Below are 17602 nucleotides of genomic sequence, written 5' to 3'. Positions count from 1 at the left end.
ACAATCTTACGAAGGAGCCGGATTATGCAAGGGATCAGCTATCTCCTGCGGGGGCTGAAAATGCTTTTCCATCCACGGGTGCGCCCCTTTGTGGCGGTGCCTTTGCTGCTCAATTTTACCCTGTTTGGTGTGGGGTTTTATTATCTGTTTGATCTGGTCGGCTATCTGCGTGCCGAGGTGGCGGCTTGGTTGCCCGGTTGGCTATCATGGCTCTCTTTCCTGGTTTTACCTACGGTGTTGGTGTTGGCGCTGTTGGTGATTTTTTATGGCTTTACCGTGATTGCCAACTTAATAGGTTCCCCCTTTAATGGGGTGTTGGCACAGCGGGTAGAAGAGGTGGCAAAAGGTCAGCCCCCGATCATTAGCAATGCTGAATCATGGATGACGGTACTCAAGGGTGCTGCACAGGCGATTTTTAATGAGATTGGCAAACTGTTTTATATGCTCAAATGGCTGATTATTGGGATTTTATTGTCTCTTTCCGCCATCGTGAGTGTGGTCTTGGCGCCGTTGATACCCGTGCTGCTGTTTTTGATCGCCGCTTGGTTGATGGCGGTGGAGTATGCCGACTATGCCACCGACAACAATGGGTTGCGGGGGCGGCAAAGTCGTACCCTGTTGCGGCGGAATAAAATGCATGCCTTGGGCTTTGGCAGTGCGGCGGTGTTGATGACCTGGGTGCCGCTGCTCAATCTGCTGGCAATGCCTGCCTCGGTAGCGGGGGCTACCCTTATGTGGGTGGAGCAGTTAGAAAAATCCTGGCAGCAAGAGGCGTAGCGCCATGTTGGGTTATCTTCTCCTGCTGGTAGCCGGGGTGCTGCTGCTGCGCTGGCTGGTGGTGGGGGATTGGCTGCCGGGGGGCGACGCTGCATTAAGTCAGTTGGGCTATCTGCTGCTGATCTCGGCCATGGTGGCAAGTTGGCTGGTGCAGCGCCAGGGCCGTATGGGGGTGCTGCTGCGGCAGGTGGCAGGTTGGCTGGGCGTGGTTTGTCTGCTGGTGCTTATGTATGGCTATCGGCATGAGCTGGGTGGGGTAAAAGCGCGTTTTTTGGCGACCCTCATGCCGGGGCGGGCGGTGGCCCAACAGAGCGCAGGACAGGTGCAGATTGTTGCTTCGCAGGGGGGCCACTTTCGGGTCATGTTAACGATTAATGGTGAACCGATCCCCTTTTTGGTGGATACCGGGGCGTCGGCCATCGTTTTGGCTCCGCAGGTGCTCTCCCGGCTTGGCCTGGATCGGCGAAAGTTACGCTTTACCCAGCCCTTTCAGACCGCCAATGGTCAAGTTTTTAATGCTCCGGTGATCTTACAGGATGTTCAATTGGGGGATCTGCATCTCCAGCGCGTACCTGCGGTGGTCAACCAAACCGCAATGGATAACTCGCTGCTGGGTATGAGCTTTTTTAAACGATTAAAAAGCTACCGGGTGGATGCCGGGGTTATGACCCTCTATTGGTAGACAAACAGGGCGGCGGTAGCATGCCTGCCGCTTAGGGTCGTCATTTAGGAGGGGCGAACGCTCACCGGGCGTTGCCTTGCGGCATAAATGGGGGAAAGTGGGATTTGGGGGTTATGGATGCCACCGCCAGTCGTTAAGTGCTTGGCTGGGGCATCCATAACTTTACGGGGATGGGCAGAGCCTCTTGCTTAGCTTTGGGCCGCTTGGCGAATAAGCAGCTCCACCACCTGTTGATGGCCCATACCATAGGCGGCCACCAGCGGGGAGAGATCATTATAGTCGGTGGCATTGGGATCGGCGCGATGCTGGATGAGGTGCGCGACAATGTGCGAGTGGCCCTCATAAGCGGCAGCCAGCAGTGGCGTAATACCGTCATAGTTGCGTGCGTTGACATCGGCACCATGCTGCAACAGGGCGGTGACGCTCTCCAAATTGCCCGATGCAGCGGCGAGGTGCAGGGCTGTCCAGCCCTCATTATCCCGTAGATCCACCATATATTCATGATGGTCCAGCAGTTGATTGAGAATCACCAAATCCCCTTGTCCTGCGGCATTATGGATAGGGGCGAAGTCGTTCCATTGCTGTTTCATGTTGCCACCTTTTCGTCTATTTTCGTCGAGCCACTGGAGATCACCGTCCGTGGTGTGCTCCAGTGTGGCTCGTCAAAAGGGATCTCCAGATCCATCACGGCTCCCAAAGTATTGGGTCGTGCATCCGTGCACGTATGGCAAGGGGCGTGTGGCCCGCTGCCGGGGTGCCAAATATTGGGGCTCTTTGGGATGTGTGACGCACATCAGAGCCCTCTGTTGGCCAAGACCTTTGCTTAGGTCCAGGGCGTTGCTGCCCTTGGTTGGTAAAGCAAGCGATATCCGTGCCAAACAGATTTAAATCTATGAATACATTGTATATGCGCTGAGTTGGTGATGGGGTGTTTGGGGTGGAATGTCGAAACCCTGGCGGTTTGACGGGGCTTGGGTGTCAGAAAATCCAACGCCCCAGCAAGGGGGCGTGTCCATGGGTTGGGGGAGGCCATGAGGAGGGCTCGCCAAAAAAAGCCGTTGCACGGTTGAGCGCCTAAAGCCTTTTGAGCGGATGAGAGCCCTTATAGGCTAAAGGTTTGGTGTGCAGCCAACGTGCCCGTTTGCGGTCACGTGGGGCAACAGGGACTCTCTTAGGGCAATTATGGTTCCTCGCCTGTTTCCCGGCGAATCCAGTGTCCCAAGGTCTGTCCGTGCCACTTGCCAATGCCGCTTAGGGTGGCTTGGCCACGGCGGTTAAAAAGGTCGGCAATACGCCCCCAGGAGAGCCCTTCATCCCGCAGTTTTAGCGCCTCTTGCACCAACTGTTTGCGGGTTGGTTCGGGCATGACGCGGCGGGCTTCCTCTTCGTCAGGGGTGGGGTGTTGGGCGAACTGTTGCAGCCGTTTGTCCAACTGGGCCAGCAGATGAGCATGCTCCTGTTTGAGCAGGCGTTCCAACTGGGGCAGTTCGGTGGTGGGGCGCGGGGTTGTGGTGGGCTGAGTAAGCCCCTTGTCTTCCCAGAATTTCAAGGCTTGAGCAATGACATCCGCCGCACTTAGGCCGGTGGATTCACCCAGTCGGGTGAGGCGTTGGGCGCTCTCTTTATCCAGCGCAATGCCATGGATGGGCGGGGTGTCCCCCTTTTTTTTAGCCTCTTTTTTTTTGTTCATGGTGCTTTCCACTTCCCTGCTACGGTTGGAACGGTGCAGCGTGTTGGACAAAGGGGGCTGGTTCTCAACGCTTTCATGGACCTAACCGCTCCATATAAGCATACTCCTTTGCTGCTCTTCACGGTTTTGTGTGCAAAAATTGCCGTTTTGGCCAACTTTGCAGGCATGATCCATGGGGGGTAGGGCGGCAAAAAAGGTCAGGTTGGAGGTTGTTATAGGTAGGCAATGGCTGCATATGTGGGGAGAGAGCTAGGGTTAAGTTAATGAATATTAGTCGGTAGTTTATGTGGCATGGTTTGTGAAAGCGAATGGGTGTGAGGAGATCTTTTCGTTTTTTCCCATGTGTGGAGGACACTTTCCATGAAAAGCATGTTAAACCAATCGCTGGCCCGTCTTGAGCAGCTTGATTGCACCGAGCAAGACTATAAAAAGGCGCTGGCCGCCCTGTCTGATCGTGAACTGGCCAAGGTTGAGCGTTTGGATGATATTCCCGCCCTGAGTGAAGCCGAGGCCAATGAACTGGACTCTATTTTGGGCCGAGTCCACGATTTTCTCGTGGGTGCGGGGCACCGCGCCGCCTGTTAAATCGGGCATAAATTGGTAAACTTTGGCGAAAAGATCGGTTGCATATGGCAGGGTCTAACAATCTATGTTAGACCTTGTATGCAACCCTTTTTTGTTTTTGCCGGGAATTTGCCATGACAAAGCCCTATGCATGTTGGTCCTGCGCACAACCCCTTGATTCGGGCGCTTTTGTGCGCGGCGCCTACTGTGACGGATGCGGTCGTGATTTGCGCTGCTGCATGGCCTGTCATTTTTACGCCCCCGGGGCCTATAATGACTGTCATGAGCCCCAAGCTGAAAGGGTTGTGGATAAGGAGAAGTCTAATTTTTGCGACTTCTTCAAAGCACGTGGCAGCAAGCATGCCTCAATGGGCCATGCTCCCCGTGAGGATGCCCTCAAAGCGGCCGATGCGCTGTTTAAAAAATAGCGGCCCCGTGACACACCATGCAAAAAGGAGCCACCCTTGGAGGTAGCACGTCTTATCGAAGACCTCGTCTTCCAGTGCCGTGAGCGGTTGGGGGAAGAGGCAGCCGAGCGTGTGCAGCGCGCTGCGGATTTGGCGATCTATTTTCACGAAGGCCAGTTCCGCAAGTTGGACGGCTCGCGCTATGTGCTCCACTGTATCCAAGTGGCCACCCACTGTTTTAGCTGGGGGCTGGTGGATGCAGCTGGTATCTGTGCGGCACTGCTGCACGACTCCATCGAAGATGCCCCCCCAGAAAAACAGGCTGACCAAGCGATCCGGGCATTGGATCCCGAGGTCTTTAGCATTGTTGAAGCACTCTCTAAAATCCGTAACTTACAGACCGGCGGCGGGGATATGCCCGCCACCTATCGGCGTATTTTGCTGGCAGCCTCGCGGGATTTGCGGGTGCTGGTGATCAAAAGTTTTGACGTATTGCATAACGCCGAAACCCTGGAAGTGCATGGACCTGAAAAGGCCAAGGTTAAAGCCAGTTTGGGTTTGATCTATGTGGGTATTGCCCGTCGTCTGGGCATGATTGTCATGGCGGATGCCCTGATTGACCGTCTGCTGCCGCACCTGATGCCGGTGCAGTATGAGCGTGCCCGCAAAAACCTGCGTACGTTGCAAAACCAGTGCGGCGAGAGCATGGATCATATGGTCAAGGAGGTCGCGCGCATCAACGAGGATGGATTGATTCGCGATGTGATCTTGGAACCCCGTAAAGTGGCCGACTACTTTTTATTGGCAGAAAAGCCCGGCACGGGCCGTTTAAACCGGGTGGGTTGGCCGGTCTATCGGCTTAAACTGTTTGTGGCCAAGGGTTCCGATGCTTGGCAGGTGTTGGGGCGGGTGCATGACCATTTTGAGCCCTTGCCTCGGCACATTCGCGACTATATGAACGCCCCACGTATCAACGGCTATCAAGCCCTTACCACCCGTATTTTGTGGGGGGGGGTGCCGGTCAATGTACTCATTGTAGAGAGCGGTAAAGATGAGAGTAATCGCTACGGCATTTTAGCCACATGGGGCGAGGGCTCATCCCCCTACACCGGGCGCTACATGCGCTTGCTGAGCACCCTGGGGGACAGCGATTTGCGTATGTCTGAGGTACATGCCCATGTGCTGCCCGACCTGTTGGATGCCTATAGCCCCAAGGGCGAGCGCTATACCTTTCCTGCCGGTTCGGTGGTCATTGATTTTGCCTATGCTGTGCACACGGAGATTGGTAATCGGTGTGCGGGGGCCTATGTCAATGGGGTTAAGCGGGCCCCCGATTACCCGTTTAAAGATGGCGATGTGATCAATGTGATTACCGCCAAAAGCAGCTGTCCCCTACGTGGTTGGCTTAATGTGGTTAAGACAGCACGGGCCAAGACAGTGATCAAACAGGCCCTAAAAAATCATGAGGGTGGGGTGCATGGGGTACAGCATCCCCAACCGGGGCTGTTTGTTTTGACCGCCCTTGCCAGCAGCGATATTGCGTGGTCCAACTGCTGCTGCCCGGTGCCGGGTGATACTGTTGTGGGGCGCAGTGCGGCGGATGGCCGCTGGATTGTGCATACCAGCCAGTGCACGAAGGTACATGAGGGCAATGATGAGGTGCATTGGGAACGGGGCCGATGGAACTTGGCCGATGCCTGCAACCAAGCCAACATCAATATTATATTGGTGGTGGAGCGCAGTGGTGGGGTATTAGCAGAGATCTACCGCCTGCTTGAGGTCAGTGGGGTGCGCATTCATCATACCGAGATTAAGCCCCGTTCCCCCACACGCCTGTTGGTCATGCTACAGTTTGGTCACGAGCATATTAACCCCTTGGGTGTGGTGCTAACCCAGCTGCGGGGGCTGGCTGGGGTGGTTTCTCTGCAAGAGTACAGTTGGTCCAGCCGCAATAATTAATAGTGGGGATCGACACCCGTTGCCTTTAACTTTCCACCGCGCTTTTGTGCTCTTTCCATGGATTAAAGATTGATCATGCGTATTGCCACCTGGAACGTAAACTCCATGAATGTGCGTCAGGAGCACGTGGCCCAATGGCTGGCCGAGGATCCCTGTGATCTGCTCTGCCTGCAAGAGCTTAAAATGGTCAGCGAAAAATTTCCCGCTGAACGGTTTAAGTCGCTGGGCTGGCACCTGCTCGCCAATGGCCAAAAAACCTATAATGGTGTGGCGGTGCTGAGTCGTTTTCCCTTAGAAGAGCGTGATGTGGTGCTGGATTTGCCGGGTGTTGATCCCGCGCAAAAACGGTTGATGGCCGTCACCGTCAATGGCGTGCGGGTGGTTAACTGTTACGTGCCTAATGGCTCAGAAGTTGGCAGCGACAAGTACCACTATAAGCTGGATTGGCTGGCTAAGCTCCAGTCGTTTGTGCAGGCGCAGCTGGCGAGCTATCCCCAATTGGTGGTGTTGGGGGATTATAATATTGCCCCAGACGACCGGGATGTTCACGATGTGTCGTTTTGGGCAGGTAAAATTTTGGTCTCTCCCCCTGAACGGTCTGCCTATCAGGCACTATGCGGGTTGGGTTTGACCGATGCCTTTCGCCATCTACAGCCGGAGGGTGGCTATTTTAGCTGGTGGGACTATCGGCTGGGCTCTTTTCAGCGCAATATGGGGGTGCGTATTGACCACCTGCTGAGCAGCCCGGCGTTGACGGCCAAGCTCACCCATTGCCACATTGATCGTGAGCCCCGTGGCTGGGAACGTCCCTCGGACCATGCGCCTGTTATTGCTACCTATCTGCTGTGAGGCCAGGATGCTGATCAACCATAACCGACATAAGGACGCGAAGACGTTGTTGGAAGTGTGGGCCAAGTTGGGCGAGCCAGAGCGCCGCAGTGTGGAGAGCTTTGCCCGCTTTTTGCTCAGCCAGCAACAGCCCGAGGTTGCCCCTGTTGCGCCTATCACCGAACCCCTTAATCTGCCCGCTCCACCGGGGGAGAGTGTGGTTAAGGCACTCAAACGGCTCAAGCGTAACTACCCAATGATCGAGGCGGATATGAGCTTGCTGGATGCCTCGGCACAACTGGTTATGGAACGCATGATGGGGGGGGATGACGCCGAGATCATCGTTAAGATGGAGCGTCTATTTGACAATTATTACCAAAACTGGCAGGCAAAACAGATGTGCCAAGACCCTTTGCCCCCACCAGATGCCGCTACTTAAGGGTGCCGGGTATGAGTTTGCCATTTTCCAAGTGGGCGGGGCTATAGTGTTCGGCGGGACCTTGGCGGGTCTCCAGCAGATGCCCCACTACGCCCACCAACAACAATACCAGGATAAGGCCCAAGGTCCGCTGGGCTAGGGGGCTATAGGTGAAGTTTTGCGGGCTTTTATCGACAACTTCACCTTCGATGGCGTCGCTGGGATAACGCGCTCTCCAGATGGCCTTAATCGCGGCACCAAAGAGGGTTAAAATCAGGACTGCGCCAAGCAGGATGAGGAGGATGCGCATGAAGTTTGCTCCTGTAGGCGTTCAAGAAAACGGTACAGAATCACCGCGGTTACTCCCCATATTATACGCCCTTGCCACAGGTAATGGTACCCTCCTTGGAAATGGGTTGGTAGCCCTTGCTGCTGCTGGAGCCAGAGTGGTCTGAGCGGCACGGTTAGCACCTCGTCCACCTCGCGGGCACAGGGGTTTAGGGTAAAGGGTTGTTGTAGCCGGGCAAACAGCGGTATGACCCGAAAACCGCTGGTGCGGGTGTCATAGGGCTGCATGGCGCCCAAGGGGTGTAGGATATCGGCAGATAAACCCAACTCTTCGTGGCACTCCCGCAGGGCAGTTGCCAGTGGGGTGCTGTCAGCGGGCTCCTTTTTACCGCCGGGCAGACCAATCTGGCCGGGGTGGTGGGTTAGAGTGTTGGGGCGTTGAATGAGCAGGGTGGACCAAGCCCCTTGGTGGCGGGTGAGGGTAACCAGCACGGCGGCGGTGGTGCGTTGGGGATCTTCCCATGACCAATCCATGGGGGGGTGGTTTTGTTGCAGAGCCGTCGCAATGTCGCGGCTGGAAAGCCTGTCGGGCAGGGGCATTGTACCTGCACGAAGGGTAGCAGAGTGATCGGGAGTGGTATCATGCACGACATGCATCCTATCGTGGTCCGGCTGGAGCCGGGCGAGTATCGAATTTGCCACTGTGGCGACAGCTTGGAGCACCCTTTGTGTGATCGACAGCAAGGACCTGTTTGTCGCAAGGCACAACTGTTTACGGTGGAAAAGGCGCGTAATGTGCCCATCTGCCAGTGTGGCCGCACAGAGACCTTTCCCGTCTGTGACGGGGCCCATGGTTATAGTCAGGCGGAGCGGGCTCGGCTCAAGCGGCATGGGGGATGAGTCCCCACGGCTGGCCGGTTAACCCCCGTAAGGCGGGTGTGGCGGCGGAGTTACCCTCTCAGCGGTTCTGTGACACCGATCTGCGCTTTTCTCTAGGCGCGTTGATGATGGCGCATAGCCGCTTGTTGGGGTGCCTGTCTAGCGAGCTGCCCAGCTTTAGACCTAGCCTGTAAGGTATGGTTGCTCTGGTCCGGGCGCATGGGTGCCGAAAACCGGGTTGATCCGTTACAGTAGGCATCCCTTAGCTGGCCCCGCGAATACGAATACCATCCCGCTTACTGGGCATGCTGGGGTTGCGCTGCCGCCGGCTGTACTCCTCCAAAGTGCGTCCATTGGTGGGCGCGGGTTTGACAGAGGGTTGTTTGACCGGCTGGGCACGGCTCTGTTGCTGCTCTTCAGCCGTGGGGGGCTGGGTGGTAAAGACCAAGGTGCCATCCGGTTTGCGGTAGCTGCGCAGGGTTTGTTCTCCGCTGTCGGTGGTGCCGAGGGTTAAAGGGGTGGCGTGGCGAACCGCAGGCGCAGAGAGTTTAATGCCATCACGGGCTGGTTCATCGTCGGCCCGGGCGAGCTGTTGCTGGGCCGCTTCAAGGGCTCTTTTTTTGGCTTCCATCGCCAGCCGTTTGGCCCGCTCACGGTTGGCTTGGCGGAGGGCTTCGGTCTGGGCTCGGCGGGCCTCCAGCGCTTCGATCTGCTGTTTGCGTTTTAAGAGTGCCTCTTGACGGGCTGTTTCGGCCTGAGCACGGCGCGCTTCGATGCGTGCCCGAGCCTGAGCAATCTGTTCAGCCCGGCTATCCTCACGATCCTCGTTGGGTGTAGGGTGCAGGTCTATTTTAATGTGGCGCTGCCCAGGACCGTCCATCTTTTGAAAGGTGACCAACCCATCCGCCAAGGCCAACGGCTGGGAGGCTGCTGGATAGCTGGGGGGTTCGGGGTTGGCGATGGGACGCTGCCAATCGGTGGATGGAGCGGTTTGGGTATGGGCGGTCTTGGCTTGCGCACGGCTTAGCTTGTCCATGCGCTCAATCTCGCGGGAGAGTACGGCCAGATCCGCCAAGGCCAAATCCCAGCTGCCGAGGGCTTGGTTACCATTTTTGCGGGCCAGTTCCAGTTCGTTTTTGCGGAATTTTCCGTAGTGGGTCAAAACCTTTTGTACATAGCGACGGGTCTGCGCAAAGGGTGGAATGGTGCCATACCGCTCCACATTACCCGGACCGGCATTATAGGCGGCCAGGGCCAGCACCAAGCTGTCAAAGCGGTTGATTAACATTTTTAGATAGGTGGCCCCGCCGCGCAGATTTTGTTCAGGATCAAACGAATCTGTAACCCCCATATCTTTGGCCGTGAGGGGCATCAGTTGCATAAGCCCAACGGCACCGGTTTTGGAAACCGTGTTGGGATCATAAGCCGATTCGGTCATGACCAGTGCTTTGAGAAGCTGACGGTCCAAGCCCAACTCATCGGCCACTTTTTCGGTTAGGGCGTAGAGATCGGGCGCTTTTGCGGATGCCACACTGGGCATGGGTGGCTGCTCGGCGGCCTGGGTCGGTAGGGCGCAGCAGAGTGCCAACAATAGGCTCAGGATCGCCGGTAAATGCCACTTATTTGACGACCACACGGAATATGGCCGCGGTGGGTTGCCCGGCGATGGCTGAACAGTAAGGTCTCTTCCTGATAAGTGCATCGTTCGCAGTCGTAAACGTTGGGCAAAGCCACACCAGCCCGCAGCAGACGCCATTTGGCATAGCCCGGCAGGTCAAACATCCAGCGCTCGGTATGGTGGGGCGAGGGTTGAAAAAAGACGGTGTTATCGCCGTCATCCGTCATGAACTGTGCATAAAATGCGCCATCTACCTCATAATGGGGTTGGCGAATGCAGGGGCCCAGCATGGCGATGGTTTCCTGAGGGACGGCCCCCAGGCGCTGCATGCCAGCGAGGGTGTTCTCTAAAATCCCATCACGGGCACCGCGCCAGCCAGCGTGGGCGGCGGCAATAACGCCGCTTTGGGGGTGGGCAAACAGAACAGGCAGGCAGTCGGCGGTCATGATCGCCAACAGCAGATCGGCTTGCTGGGTGACGACCGCATCGGCTTGTGGGGGAAACTTGGGTGGGGCATCGGTAATGAGGGTGGCGGTGGTACCGTGTACCTGTTGCAGATAAACGGTGTTGAGTTGGGGTCGGTGCAGTTGCTGCTGTAGACGTTGACGATTCTCCATGACCGCATTGGGATCATCACCGACATGATCCCCAAGATTGAGATCTGCGTAATTACCACGGCTTATGCCACCTTGGCGGCTGCTGCAAAAGGTGGAAATTGAAGGAATAGCTGGAAAAGGTAAATCGTTTAGAAACATGTTCATCACTTTTTGGTTGCGTTGGTCCCCCCTCTTTATTATCATGCCCGTTTTTTCTGTTCAAAGCTTCCTTGCTCCTTTTTAACGGTTTTGTCGTCGGCTTACCCCCGCGACAGAAGGGTTAACGGGGCTATCATCGAGGCAATGAGTTGGCTTCGTCATCCGGAAGGAGGTGCCTAAGTGGCATTCTATGAGAGTATCTACATCCTCAGGGCTGACCTGACCACCGAACAAGTGGAACTGGTCAATAAACGGTTTTCCGACAACGTTGCAGCGACAGGCGGTAAGGTGGTACGTACCGAACTGTGGGGCCGTCGTCAGTTGGCCTATTTGGTTAAGAAAAACGTCAAGGGTTTTTATGTCTTCCATATCCTGGAAGGCGAAGGCTCCATGGTGCATGATCTGGAAGCTAAATTGGGCATTGATGAAGACGTGCTCAAGTTCCAGCATGTGCGCATCGAAGACGTCAGCGATAAAGCCTCTCCTTTAGCCCCCTGTGAAGAAAAGGGTGAAGAGGGTAAAGCCGAAGACGCCGCCGATGAGCTTACCACCTTCGGTATGGCCGATGACGACGACCTTGGCGATGATGACGATACCGTTGAGGCGGGCATCTAATCACCATGTCTCGGCCTGTTGCCGATGCCGAAGCGTTGAATGAGGTGGTGTTAAGTGGGGTTGTGGTTGAAACACCAGAGCTGCGCTACACCCCAGCAGGTACAGCGGTCTTAACCTGGGTGTTGGAACATCGCTCGCAGGTTGAGGATCTACCACCCCTAACAGAAACCACCGTGCAGATGCACGTGGTGGTGTTGGGTGCGCTGGCCGATCAATGGCAAGGGGTACAACAGGGTGAGCGGGTGCGCGTTCGGGGAAAATTAAACCGAAAGCGTCATCAAAGAAACGATCAGATCCGTTGGGGCCGCCTAGAGTTGGTCGCCCGACAGGTTAAGATGGAACCAGCCACCGCCGGATGTAGGTCCGGCGGCCATGAGATGGATGAAGATCATGAGTGAAGATATGAAACAAGAGCAGTCCGGTGAAGGACGTGGTGGTCGCGGTGGTCCTGCGCGCCCCTTGGCCAGTGCCCGTCGTCCCTTTTTTCGCCGTCGCAAAGTATGCCCTTTCTGTGCAGATAAGGGTCTGAAAATCGACTATAAAGATCCAAAAATGTTGAGCCGCTATATCACTGAGCGGGGCAAAATGGTACCCAGCCGTATCACCGGCGTATGTGCCCCTCATCAGCGTAAGCTCTCTGTCGCCATCAAGCGTGCACGTAACATTGCACTGCTGCCCTTCATTGTAAAATGAGGATGGTGAAACACCTGTAAGGGTGTTGGAGAACTGGAATAGACCATGGAGCGCATCCTCTACCACCCGGCGGTGTCGGGTCTTCTCGCTGCCTTGATGGCCGTGGTGGTTATCCATGGCGCCCAGCTTGCCCCGCTGGCGTTGATGTTGGTCTCCCTGCCCATTTATATGACAGGGTTTCGCAACGGTAGCCGGGCTGCGTTGCTCGCTTTGACCGTACCGGTGTTTGCGCTGCTGTTGGAAGGTCGTGAGCCGCTGGTGCTGTTTTTGGGGTTAGGTCCCTACCTGTTGCTTCCCTGGCTGGTTGTCAGGTGGGTGCGGGAGCGGGGGCTTGGCCTTCAGCAAGCCATGGGCTACGGCTTTTTACTCGGTAGTGTGGCGGTGGTGCTCATTACTTTAAATGGGCCTACCGCAGATCCCGACTCGGTGTTGAACCACTATCTGGATTTGCAAAAAAACGCCATGGTGACCGAGGTTACCAAACAGCAAACAGCGTCAGCCCTAAGCCCAGAGCAGCAGGCTGCTTTTGTTAACGCGGTGGAGCAGATTGTACACACCATGCGTTATCTGTTTGCGGCGCTGGTGGTATTGGCTTGGTTTTTGATCCAGACACTCAATCTGCACCTTAGTCGTGTGATGCTCAGCGCCCAAGGGGCGTGGCATGGCGAAGGAGAAGAGGCTCTGCGGGCGCTACGTCTGCCGCAGTTTTGGGTCTGGGTGGTGCTGCTGTTGGTCACCTTTAGCTATGTTGGCACGGGTAGCTTGCAGCAGGTCGCCGTCAACCTACTGATTTTCAGCCTGATACCCTACCTATTTCAGGGTTGGGCGGTGCTGGACAGTTGGTTTCGGTTTAAGCGGATAAAGAGAGCCATTCGTCTGCTCTTTTGGGCGATGGTACTGCTCTTTTGGTTACAACAGTTTATGCTCATGCTGGTCCTTATGGGCCTGTTCGATACATGGTTTGATTTTCGCCAAAAGATGGTGGAGTCGCAAAATAGGGAAGGGTGAAAACCCTTTCGGGAGGTAAGGATGGAAGTAATCCTTCTGGAAAAGATTGGTAAGATCGGCAACCTCGGCGAAGTGGTCAAGGTGCGTTCCGGTTATGGTCGTAATTTTCTCATCCCCCAAGGTAAGGCTCTGCCTGCTACGAGTGAGAATAAATCGGTTTTTGAAGCGCAACGTGCCGACTATGAAGCACGCCAAGCTGAGATCCTTGCGGATGCCGAAACGTTGGCCGCTAAGGTAGACGAAGTATCGGTGGTTATGAAACGCCCCGCCGGTGCCATGGACAAGCTGTTTGGTTCTGTGACCAGTGCTGACATTGCGGTATTCTACAAAGATTTGGGGCTTAACATTCCCCGTAACATCATCGACGTGCTGACCCCTATCCGTACCCTGGGTGAGCATCAGGTGCGTGTACGTTTACACCCCGATGTGGTGCGTGTTATTAGCATCCAGGTTGAGCGTGCCGTCAAGTAATCAGGCTTAGGCCGATGTGTGTATAAAATAGGGCTTGGCTCCCAGCGTATGGAGATTCAATATGCCGCTTTATGACTATAAATGCGACAGCTGTAGCCACACCTTTGAGGTTCAGCATAGAATGTCTGAGACACCAGAACTAAGCTGCCCCAAGTGTGCAGCCAGTCAGGTACGCAAGATACTCTCGACCGGCGGTATTGTCGGTTCGACAAAACTGGGTCAGGATAGCGCTCCAGCACCATCACCATGTGCCGGTGGTGCCTGTGGTATGGGGGGTGGTTGCCCCATCGGGTAAGAAAAGCTCGGACCCAAGTAGGAAAAAAAACGCACGCCTTATGGCGTGCGTTTTTTTTGTAAATATTTATCAATAAAGGTTTTTTTATTATGTTTTGGGTAAAGCAGGGCGGGGGTGAGCCTGTTCTTTTGGTTCATCGGGGGGCGTCATGCAGAAAAAGCGATTGGTTTCTGTTAGGCATTTGTGAAAAACTGAAGTTAGGTAATGATGTCAATCCTCATTGCCGGCCCTAGGTGGGCGTTTTATTAAAGGGTTGGGGAGTCTTTAATGGATTTTTACGCTCATTTTTTTATGAGCCCCGCGCAGCGAGGGGTGGCCGTTTACGAGGGTATCTATGATCCGCTGTTGGTGACGCTGTCGGTCTTAATCGCGGTGTTTGCGGCCTACACCGCTTTTCAACTCTCCAGTCGGTTGCGTGATAGCGAAAATGCCAAGGTTTTATTGGCGTGGCGAGCAGGTGGTGCGCTGGCTTTGGGGATGGGCATATGGGCCATGCATTTTGTCGGCATGCTGGCTTTTCGCTTGGAGTGCGGTGTTGCATACGATTTATGGATTACTTTTATCTCAATATTACCGGGTTTTGGGGCCGCTTGGTTGGCGCTTGGGGTGTTGGGGCGGGCGACTCTCTCTTGGCCTCTCCTTGTTAGCCGTGGGGTGGTCATGGGGGCTGGTATTGGCACCCTGCACTATACCGGTATGGCCGCTTTACAGATGGATGCCATTTTACGCTACGACCCCTGGCTTTTTATGCTCTCGGTGGTGGTGGCCATCTTGTTGGCGGTGGTGGCTTTGTCGGTAAAATCGTTTTTGCAGTATCGCACGGCGCTGGGTCCGGGTCATCTCTCATCCTTGATCGGTGGCGTTATCATGGGGGGCTCGATTAGTGGTATGCACTATACCGCGATGGAGGCCGCCTACTTTATCCCGCAGGGTGAGACGGGGGTGGCCGTTTATAACAGCCCCTTGCCCTTGGCCATATCGGTGGCCGTTGCCACCCTTACCTTGTTGTTAATTGCCTTGGGCAGCGCGTTAGCCAGTCGCCGTATCGCCCACAGCCGACGTTGGATGAACTCCATTTTGCAAAACATGAGTCAGGGTTTTGTGATGATGGATCTACAGGGTAGGATTCTGGAGGCGAATCCGGCATTGCTCTCTTGGGTTGCGCTGTCGCCCAGTCAGGTGCAGGGTGAACCCTTTCAAAAGCTCTTAAGTGTGCAGGATCATCAGCCTTTGCAGTTGGCTTTGCAGCAGCTGTTAGAGGGACAACCTGTGCGCTGTGCCTTGTCACTCTGTTGTCTCGATGCCCCACCCATTCCTGTGCAGATGCATGGCAATACGCATCGTGACGAGGAGGGGCAGATTATGGGTATTTACGCCATATTAACCGATATTCGAGCCGAGCAGGCGGCGGCCAAGGCACTGCGTGATGCAAGGGATGCCGCTGAACAGGCCAGCCAAGCAAAAGGTGAGTTTTTGGCCAATATGAGCCATGAAATTCGCACGCCGATGAACGCCATTTTAGGCATGACCCATCTTTGCCTACAGACAGACCTCAACGAACGGCAGCGACACTTTTTGGAAAAGGTTTACGCAGCAGGTAGCGCGCTGTTACGCATTTTAAACGATATCCTAGATTTTTCCAAAATTGAGGCTGGTAGTCTGGAGATCGAGAAAACCAGCTTAAAGATGGATGAGGTGCTCGCCTCGCTGGCCGATCTTATGTCCATACGTGCGGATGAAAAAAAGATCGAGTTACTGTTTCATCGCGATGCCAATTTGCCGGAAATCTTGGTGGGAGACCCCTTACGGTTGGGTCAGGTATTGATCAATCTGGTTGGCAATGCGCTTAAGTTCACCGAGCAGGGTGAGGTGGTGGTGCGCATTGAGGTCATTCAGAGCGCTGAGCGGCAAGTTAAGGTGCGCTTTTCGGTGAAAGATACCGGTATCGGTTTAACAAATGAGCAGATGTCTAATATTTTTCAATCTTTTAAACAAGCCGATAGCAGTACAACCCGACGATATGGCGGAACCGGCCTTGGTTTGGCAATCAGTCATAGGTTGGTGCAGTTGATGGGGGGTGTGTTGAAGGTGGAGAGTACCCCAGGTCAGGGTAGTTGTTTCAGCTTTACGTTGGATCTGGGCGTTACACAACCGACATCGCTGCTATCGCGTCTACAGTTGCCCTCCGGTTTGCAGGTGTTGGTGGTGGACGACAATGTGCTTTCGCAACATATTTTGCACGATATCCTGCAAGGGTTTGGTTGTCAGGTGCAGGTGGCTTCATCGGGTGAAGAGGCGTTGCTGCTGCTGGCCCAGTTGGAGGGTCCGTTTGATTTTATTCTCATGGATTGGCAGATGCCTGGGCTTAATGGCATAGAGACCGCGCAGCGCATTTACCAGAAATTTGCCAAGGTAGAGATGCCAACCATAATTATGGTTACCGCCCATGGTCGTGAAGAGGTCATGCAGAAGGCGCGGGAGGCTAAACTCGACGGTTTTTTAATGAAGCCCGTTAACCCCTCCATGTTATTAGAGGTTATTTTGCAACTGCAACGTAAGCGGCATGGCACAGGGCCGCTGCTTGAGTCGCGATCTGAGCAGAAAAATTTTCGCATTGAGGTGCCCAATTTGCAGGGTAAGCACATCTTATTGGCGGAGGATAATGACCTTAATGTGGAGGTGGTGCAGGAAATGTTATCCCCGTCTGGGGTCACGTTAAGCTGTGTCAGCAATGGACTGCGAGCCGTGGAGGCGGTGCAAAAGCGCTCCTATGATTTGGTGTTGATGGATTTGCAGATGCCTGTGATGGATGGCCGTGAGGCGACCAAGCAAATTTTGGGATTGGGACTTGATCAGCCCCCCCCGATTATTGCGTTAACGGCCAATGCGTTGAGCGGAGATCGAGAGCGCTGTATGGCGCTGGGTATGGTGGATCATATTGCTAAACCCCTGGTTCCTGAGCTGTTCTATGCCACAATAAAGCGGCATCTTGGTGATGTGACGACACGGGTGGTGCGCTCAGTGGCGCCAGCGCCAGAACTGCCCAGTGGGGCTCCCCCAGGGGTGGATTTGGAGCAGGCTTGGCTTGGGTTAAACCGCAATACCTTGTTGCTAAATAAGCTATTGCATGGGGTATGTGATCAGTGGCCTGAGCAAATGAGGCTGTTGGAGGGGTGGCTGGCGGACCCGCAGTCGCACCATTTGGCCATTAACCAAGCGCATGGTCTGCGCGGGCTGGCGAGCCAACTGCGCATGGAGAAGGTGGCCACCCTTGCAGGGCGTTTGGAACAAGGGCTCAAGCAGGGTGAAGCCAATATGGAGGCATGTTTGGCGCCGTTGCAACAAGCGGTGATGGTGGTGGTTAACTGGTTAAAAGAGAATCTGGATACACCCCCCCCAGAGCCCCCAAGGCGCGATGCGACTGCACTGGATATGGATAAGGCGGCATTGAAAACGCAGGTGGCAGAGATCATGATCCATTTGGACCAAGATCTGGCCGAGGGGTTACGTCAACTGCGGGAGGTGCTTAATCGTATGCCCTCTGGCGAGCCGGAAGCTCTGTTACGCGAGGCGCTTAATCACGCAGAAGGGTTTGATGTGCCAGAGGCAAAAGCCGCGTTAATGGCGCTTCAGGCAATGTTGCAAAAGGGGTGAG

Annotated in this window: 22 protein-coding genes; 16 read left to right on the top strand and 6 right to left on the bottom strand. The window is 55.0% G+C overall.

Annotation, left to right across the window (positions count from 1 at the left end):
* Positions 1-24 precede the first annotated feature (24 nt).
* Together cysZ and MMC1_RS12665 are read left to right on the top strand one after the other, a co-directional pair.
* A complete protein-coding gene (cysZ, locus tag MMC1_RS12670; protein WP_011714093.1) occupies positions 25-777 on the top strand; it encodes a sulfate transporter CysZ in 753 nt (250 codons plus the stop codon).
* Positions 778-781: 4 nt separating this feature from the next.
* Entirely contained in the window at positions 782-1459 is a 678-nt protein-coding gene (locus MMC1_RS12665; RefSeq protein WP_011714092.1) for a retropepsin-like aspartic protease family protein, read from the top strand.
* Positions 1460-1647: 188 nt separating this feature from the next.
* Here MMC1_RS12665 and MMC1_RS12660 read toward each other — a convergent pair whose 3' ends face one another.
* On the bottom strand, positions 1648-2049 hold the full coding sequence (locus MMC1_RS12660) for an ankyrin repeat domain-containing protein (protein WP_011714091.1): 402 nt from the start codon (positions 2047-2049) through the stop codon (positions 1648-1650).
* A 590-nt stretch (positions 2050-2639) separates the two neighbouring features.
* On the bottom strand, positions 2640-3149 hold the full coding sequence (locus MMC1_RS12655; protein WP_011714090.1) for a ribbon-helix-helix domain-containing protein: 510 nt from the start codon (positions 3147-3149) through the stop codon (positions 2640-2642).
* A 360-nt stretch (positions 3150-3509) separates the two neighbouring features.
* Here MMC1_RS12655 and MMC1_RS12650 point away from each other — a divergent pair, with 360 nt between their 5' ends.
* From MMC1_RS12650 to MMC1_RS12630, 5 genes are all read left to right on the top strand, one after another.
* A complete protein-coding gene (locus MMC1_RS12650; RefSeq protein ID WP_011714089.1) occupies positions 3510-3734 on the top strand; it encodes a hypothetical protein in 225 nt (74 codons plus the stop codon).
* Between the two features lie 113 nt (positions 3735-3847).
* Entirely contained in the window at positions 3848-4141 is a 294-nt protein-coding gene (locus tag MMC1_RS21690) for a hypothetical protein (protein WP_143711425.1), read from the top strand.
* 36 nt (positions 4142-4177) lie between these two features.
* Positions 4178-6079, top strand: a complete 1902-nt coding sequence (locus MMC1_RS12640; protein WP_011714087.1) for an HD domain-containing protein — start codon at positions 4178-4180, stop codon at positions 6077-6079.
* Positions 6080-6154: 75 nt separating this feature from the next.
* Positions 6155-6928 (top strand): exodeoxyribonuclease III, encoded by a 774-nt coding sequence (gene xth, locus MMC1_RS12635; protein WP_011714086.1) that lies wholly within the window; start codon positions 6155-6157, stop codon positions 6926-6928.
* A gap of 7 nt (positions 6929-6935) precedes the next feature.
* Positions 6936-7346 carry a hypothetical protein gene (locus MMC1_RS12630; protein WP_011714085.1) on the top strand — a complete coding sequence of 137 codons (411 nt, stop codon included), beginning with the start codon at positions 6936-6938 and terminating at the stop codon, positions 7344-7346.
* On the opposite strand, the gene MMC1_RS12625 is transcribed toward MMC1_RS12630, so the two are convergent.
* Entirely contained in the window at positions 7339-7635 is a 297-nt protein-coding gene (locus tag MMC1_RS12625) for a DUF6111 family protein (protein ID WP_041641226.1), read from the bottom strand. The genes MMC1_RS12630 and MMC1_RS12625 overlap by 8 nt on opposite strands.
* The gene (locus MMC1_RS20255) at positions 7599-8261 is read right to left on the bottom strand and encodes an NUDIX hydrolase (protein WP_049757683.1); all 663 of its coding nucleotides are present in this window, start codon (positions 8259-8261) and stop codon (positions 7599-7601) included. The genes MMC1_RS12625 and MMC1_RS20255 overlap by 37 nt, the downstream gene beginning before the upstream one ends.
* On the opposite strand from MMC1_RS20255, the gene MMC1_RS21945 reads away from it, so the two are divergent.
* Positions 8256-8513 carry a CDGSH iron-sulfur domain-containing protein gene (locus MMC1_RS21945; protein WP_041641225.1) on the top strand — a complete coding sequence of 86 codons (258 nt, stop codon included), beginning with the start codon at positions 8256-8258 and terminating at the stop codon, positions 8511-8513. The genes MMC1_RS20255 and MMC1_RS21945 overlap by 6 nt on opposite strands.
* The gene (locus tag MMC1_RS21940) at positions 8510-8686 is read left to right on the top strand and encodes a hypothetical protein (RefSeq protein ID WP_160162711.1); all 177 of its coding nucleotides are present in this window, start codon (positions 8510-8512) and stop codon (positions 8684-8686) included. The genes MMC1_RS21945 and MMC1_RS21940 overlap by 4 nt, the downstream gene beginning before the upstream one ends.
* Positions 8687-8754: 68 nt before the next feature.
* Here the strand turns inward: MMC1_RS21940 and MMC1_RS20250 are convergent, their stop codons facing one another.
* Together MMC1_RS20250 and pgeF are read right to left on the bottom strand one after the other, a co-directional pair.
* Positions 8755-10128 carry a transglycosylase SLT domain-containing protein gene (locus MMC1_RS20250; protein WP_227665222.1) on the bottom strand — a complete coding sequence of 458 codons (1374 nt, stop codon included), beginning with the start codon at positions 10126-10128 and terminating at the stop codon, positions 8755-8757.
* Positions 10089-10865, bottom strand: a complete 777-nt coding sequence (pgeF, locus tag MMC1_RS12605) for a peptidoglycan editing factor PgeF (protein WP_041642673.1) — start codon at positions 10863-10865, stop codon at positions 10089-10091. Before pgeF ends, MMC1_RS20250 begins: the two co-directional genes overlap by 40 nt.
* Positions 10866-11045: 180 nt before the next feature.
* Here pgeF and rpsF point away from each other — a divergent pair, with 180 nt between their 5' ends.
* The 7 genes from rpsF to MMC1_RS12570 all read left to right on the top strand — a co-directional run bounded on the left by rpsF (position 11046) and on the right by MMC1_RS12570 (position 17601).
* The gene (gene rpsF, locus MMC1_RS12600) at positions 11046-11480 is read left to right on the top strand and encodes a 30S ribosomal protein S6 (RefSeq protein WP_011714081.1); all 435 of its coding nucleotides are present in this window, start codon (positions 11046-11048) and stop codon (positions 11478-11480) included.
* A 5-nt stretch (positions 11481-11485) separates the two neighbouring features.
* On the top strand, positions 11486-11878 hold the full coding sequence (gene priB / locus MMC1_RS12595) for a primosomal replication protein N (RefSeq protein WP_011714080.1): 393 nt from the start codon (positions 11486-11488) through the stop codon (positions 11876-11878).
* Positions 11871-12173, top strand: a complete 303-nt coding sequence (gene rpsR / locus MMC1_RS12590; RefSeq protein WP_407081012.1) for a 30S ribosomal protein S18 — start codon at positions 11871-11873, stop codon at positions 12171-12173. Before priB ends, rpsR begins: the two co-directional genes overlap by 8 nt.
* Positions 12174-12218: 45 nt before the next feature.
* Positions 12219-13181 carry a DUF2232 domain-containing protein gene (locus tag MMC1_RS12585; RefSeq protein WP_011714078.1) on the top strand — a complete coding sequence of 321 codons (963 nt, stop codon included), beginning with the start codon at positions 12219-12221 and terminating at the stop codon, positions 13179-13181.
* Positions 13182-13202: 21 nt separating this feature from the next.
* Positions 13203-13652, top strand: coding sequence for a 50S ribosomal protein L9 (rplI, locus tag MMC1_RS12580; protein WP_011714077.1), 450 nt, complete (start codon positions 13203-13205; stop codon positions 13650-13652).
* Between the two features lie 61 nt (positions 13653-13713).
* Positions 13714-13947: an FmdB family zinc ribbon protein gene (locus MMC1_RS21280; protein WP_011714076.1), complete on the top strand. Its 234-nt coding sequence runs from the start codon at positions 13714-13716 to the stop codon at positions 13945-13947.
* A 267-nt stretch (positions 13948-14214) separates the two neighbouring features.
* A complete protein-coding gene (locus MMC1_RS12570; RefSeq protein ID WP_011714075.1) occupies positions 14215-17601 on the top strand; it encodes a response regulator in 3387 nt (1128 codons plus the stop codon).
* The last annotated feature ends 1 nt before the right edge of the window (position 17602 follow it).

This window comes from Magnetococcus marinus MC-1, assembly GCF_000014865.1.
GTDB lineage: Bacteria > Pseudomonadota > Magnetococcia > Magnetococcales > Magnetococcaceae > Magnetococcus > Magnetococcus marinus.
This window is presented reverse-complemented; position numbering and strand designations above follow the sequence as displayed.

Bases quoted from the DNA above. Each gene is read 5' to 3' on its own strand.
- cysZ (WP_011714093.1), top strand. From the start codon at position 25: ATGCAAGGGATCAGCTATCTCCTGCGGGGGCTGAAAATGCTTTTCCAT.
- MMC1_RS12665 (WP_011714092.1), top strand. From the start codon at position 782: ATGTTGGGTTATCTTCTCCTGCTGGTAGCCGGGGTGCTGCTGCTGCGC.
- MMC1_RS12660 (WP_011714091.1), bottom strand. From the start codon at position 2,049: ATGAAACAGCAATGGAACGACTTCGCCCCTATCCATAATGCCGCAGGA.
- MMC1_RS12655 (WP_011714090.1), bottom strand. From the start codon at position 3,149: ATGAACAAAAAAAAAGAGGCTAAAAAAAAGGGGGACACCCCGCCCATC.
- MMC1_RS12650 (WP_011714089.1), top strand. From the start codon at position 3,510: ATGAAAAGCATGTTAAACCAATCGCTGGCCCGTCTTGAGCAGCTTGAT.
- MMC1_RS21690 (WP_143711425.1), top strand. From the start codon at position 3,848: ATGACAAAGCCCTATGCATGTTGGTCCTGCGCACAACCCCTTGATTCG.
- xth (WP_011714086.1), top strand. From the start codon at position 6,155: ATGCGTATTGCCACCTGGAACGTAAACTCCATGAATGTGCGTCAGGAG.
- MMC1_RS12630 (WP_011714085.1), top strand. From the start codon at position 6,936: ATGCTGATCAACCATAACCGACATAAGGACGCGAAGACGTTGTTGGAA.
- MMC1_RS12625 (WP_041641226.1), bottom strand. From the start codon at position 7,635: ATGCGCATCCTCCTCATCCTGCTTGGCGCAGTCCTGATTTTAACCCTC.
- MMC1_RS21945 (WP_041641225.1), top strand. From the start codon at position 8,256: ATGCACGACATGCATCCTATCGTGGTCCGGCTGGAGCCGGGCGAGTAT.
- MMC1_RS21940 (WP_160162711.1), top strand. From the start codon at position 8,510: ATGAGTCCCCACGGCTGGCCGGTTAACCCCCGTAAGGCGGGTGTGGCG.
- pgeF (WP_041642673.1), bottom strand. From the start codon at position 10,865: ATGTTTCTAAACGATTTACCTTTTCCAGCTATTCCTTCAATTTCCACC.
- priB (WP_011714080.1), top strand. From the start codon at position 11,486: ATGTCTCGGCCTGTTGCCGATGCCGAAGCGTTGAATGAGGTGGTGTTA.
- rpsR (WP_407081012.1), top strand. From the start codon at position 11,871: ATGAGTGAAGATATGAAACAAGAGCAGTCCGGTGAAGGACGTGGTGGT.
- MMC1_RS12585 (WP_011714078.1), top strand. From the start codon at position 12,219: ATGGAGCGCATCCTCTACCACCCGGCGGTGTCGGGTCTTCTCGCTGCC.
- rplI (WP_011714077.1), top strand. From the start codon at position 13,203: ATGGAAGTAATCCTTCTGGAAAAGATTGGTAAGATCGGCAACCTCGGC.
- MMC1_RS21280 (WP_011714076.1), top strand. From the start codon at position 13,714: ATGCCGCTTTATGACTATAAATGCGACAGCTGTAGCCACACCTTTGAG.
- MMC1_RS12570 (WP_011714075.1), top strand. From the start codon at position 14,215: ATGGATTTTTACGCTCATTTTTTTATGAGCCCCGCGCAGCGAGGGGTG.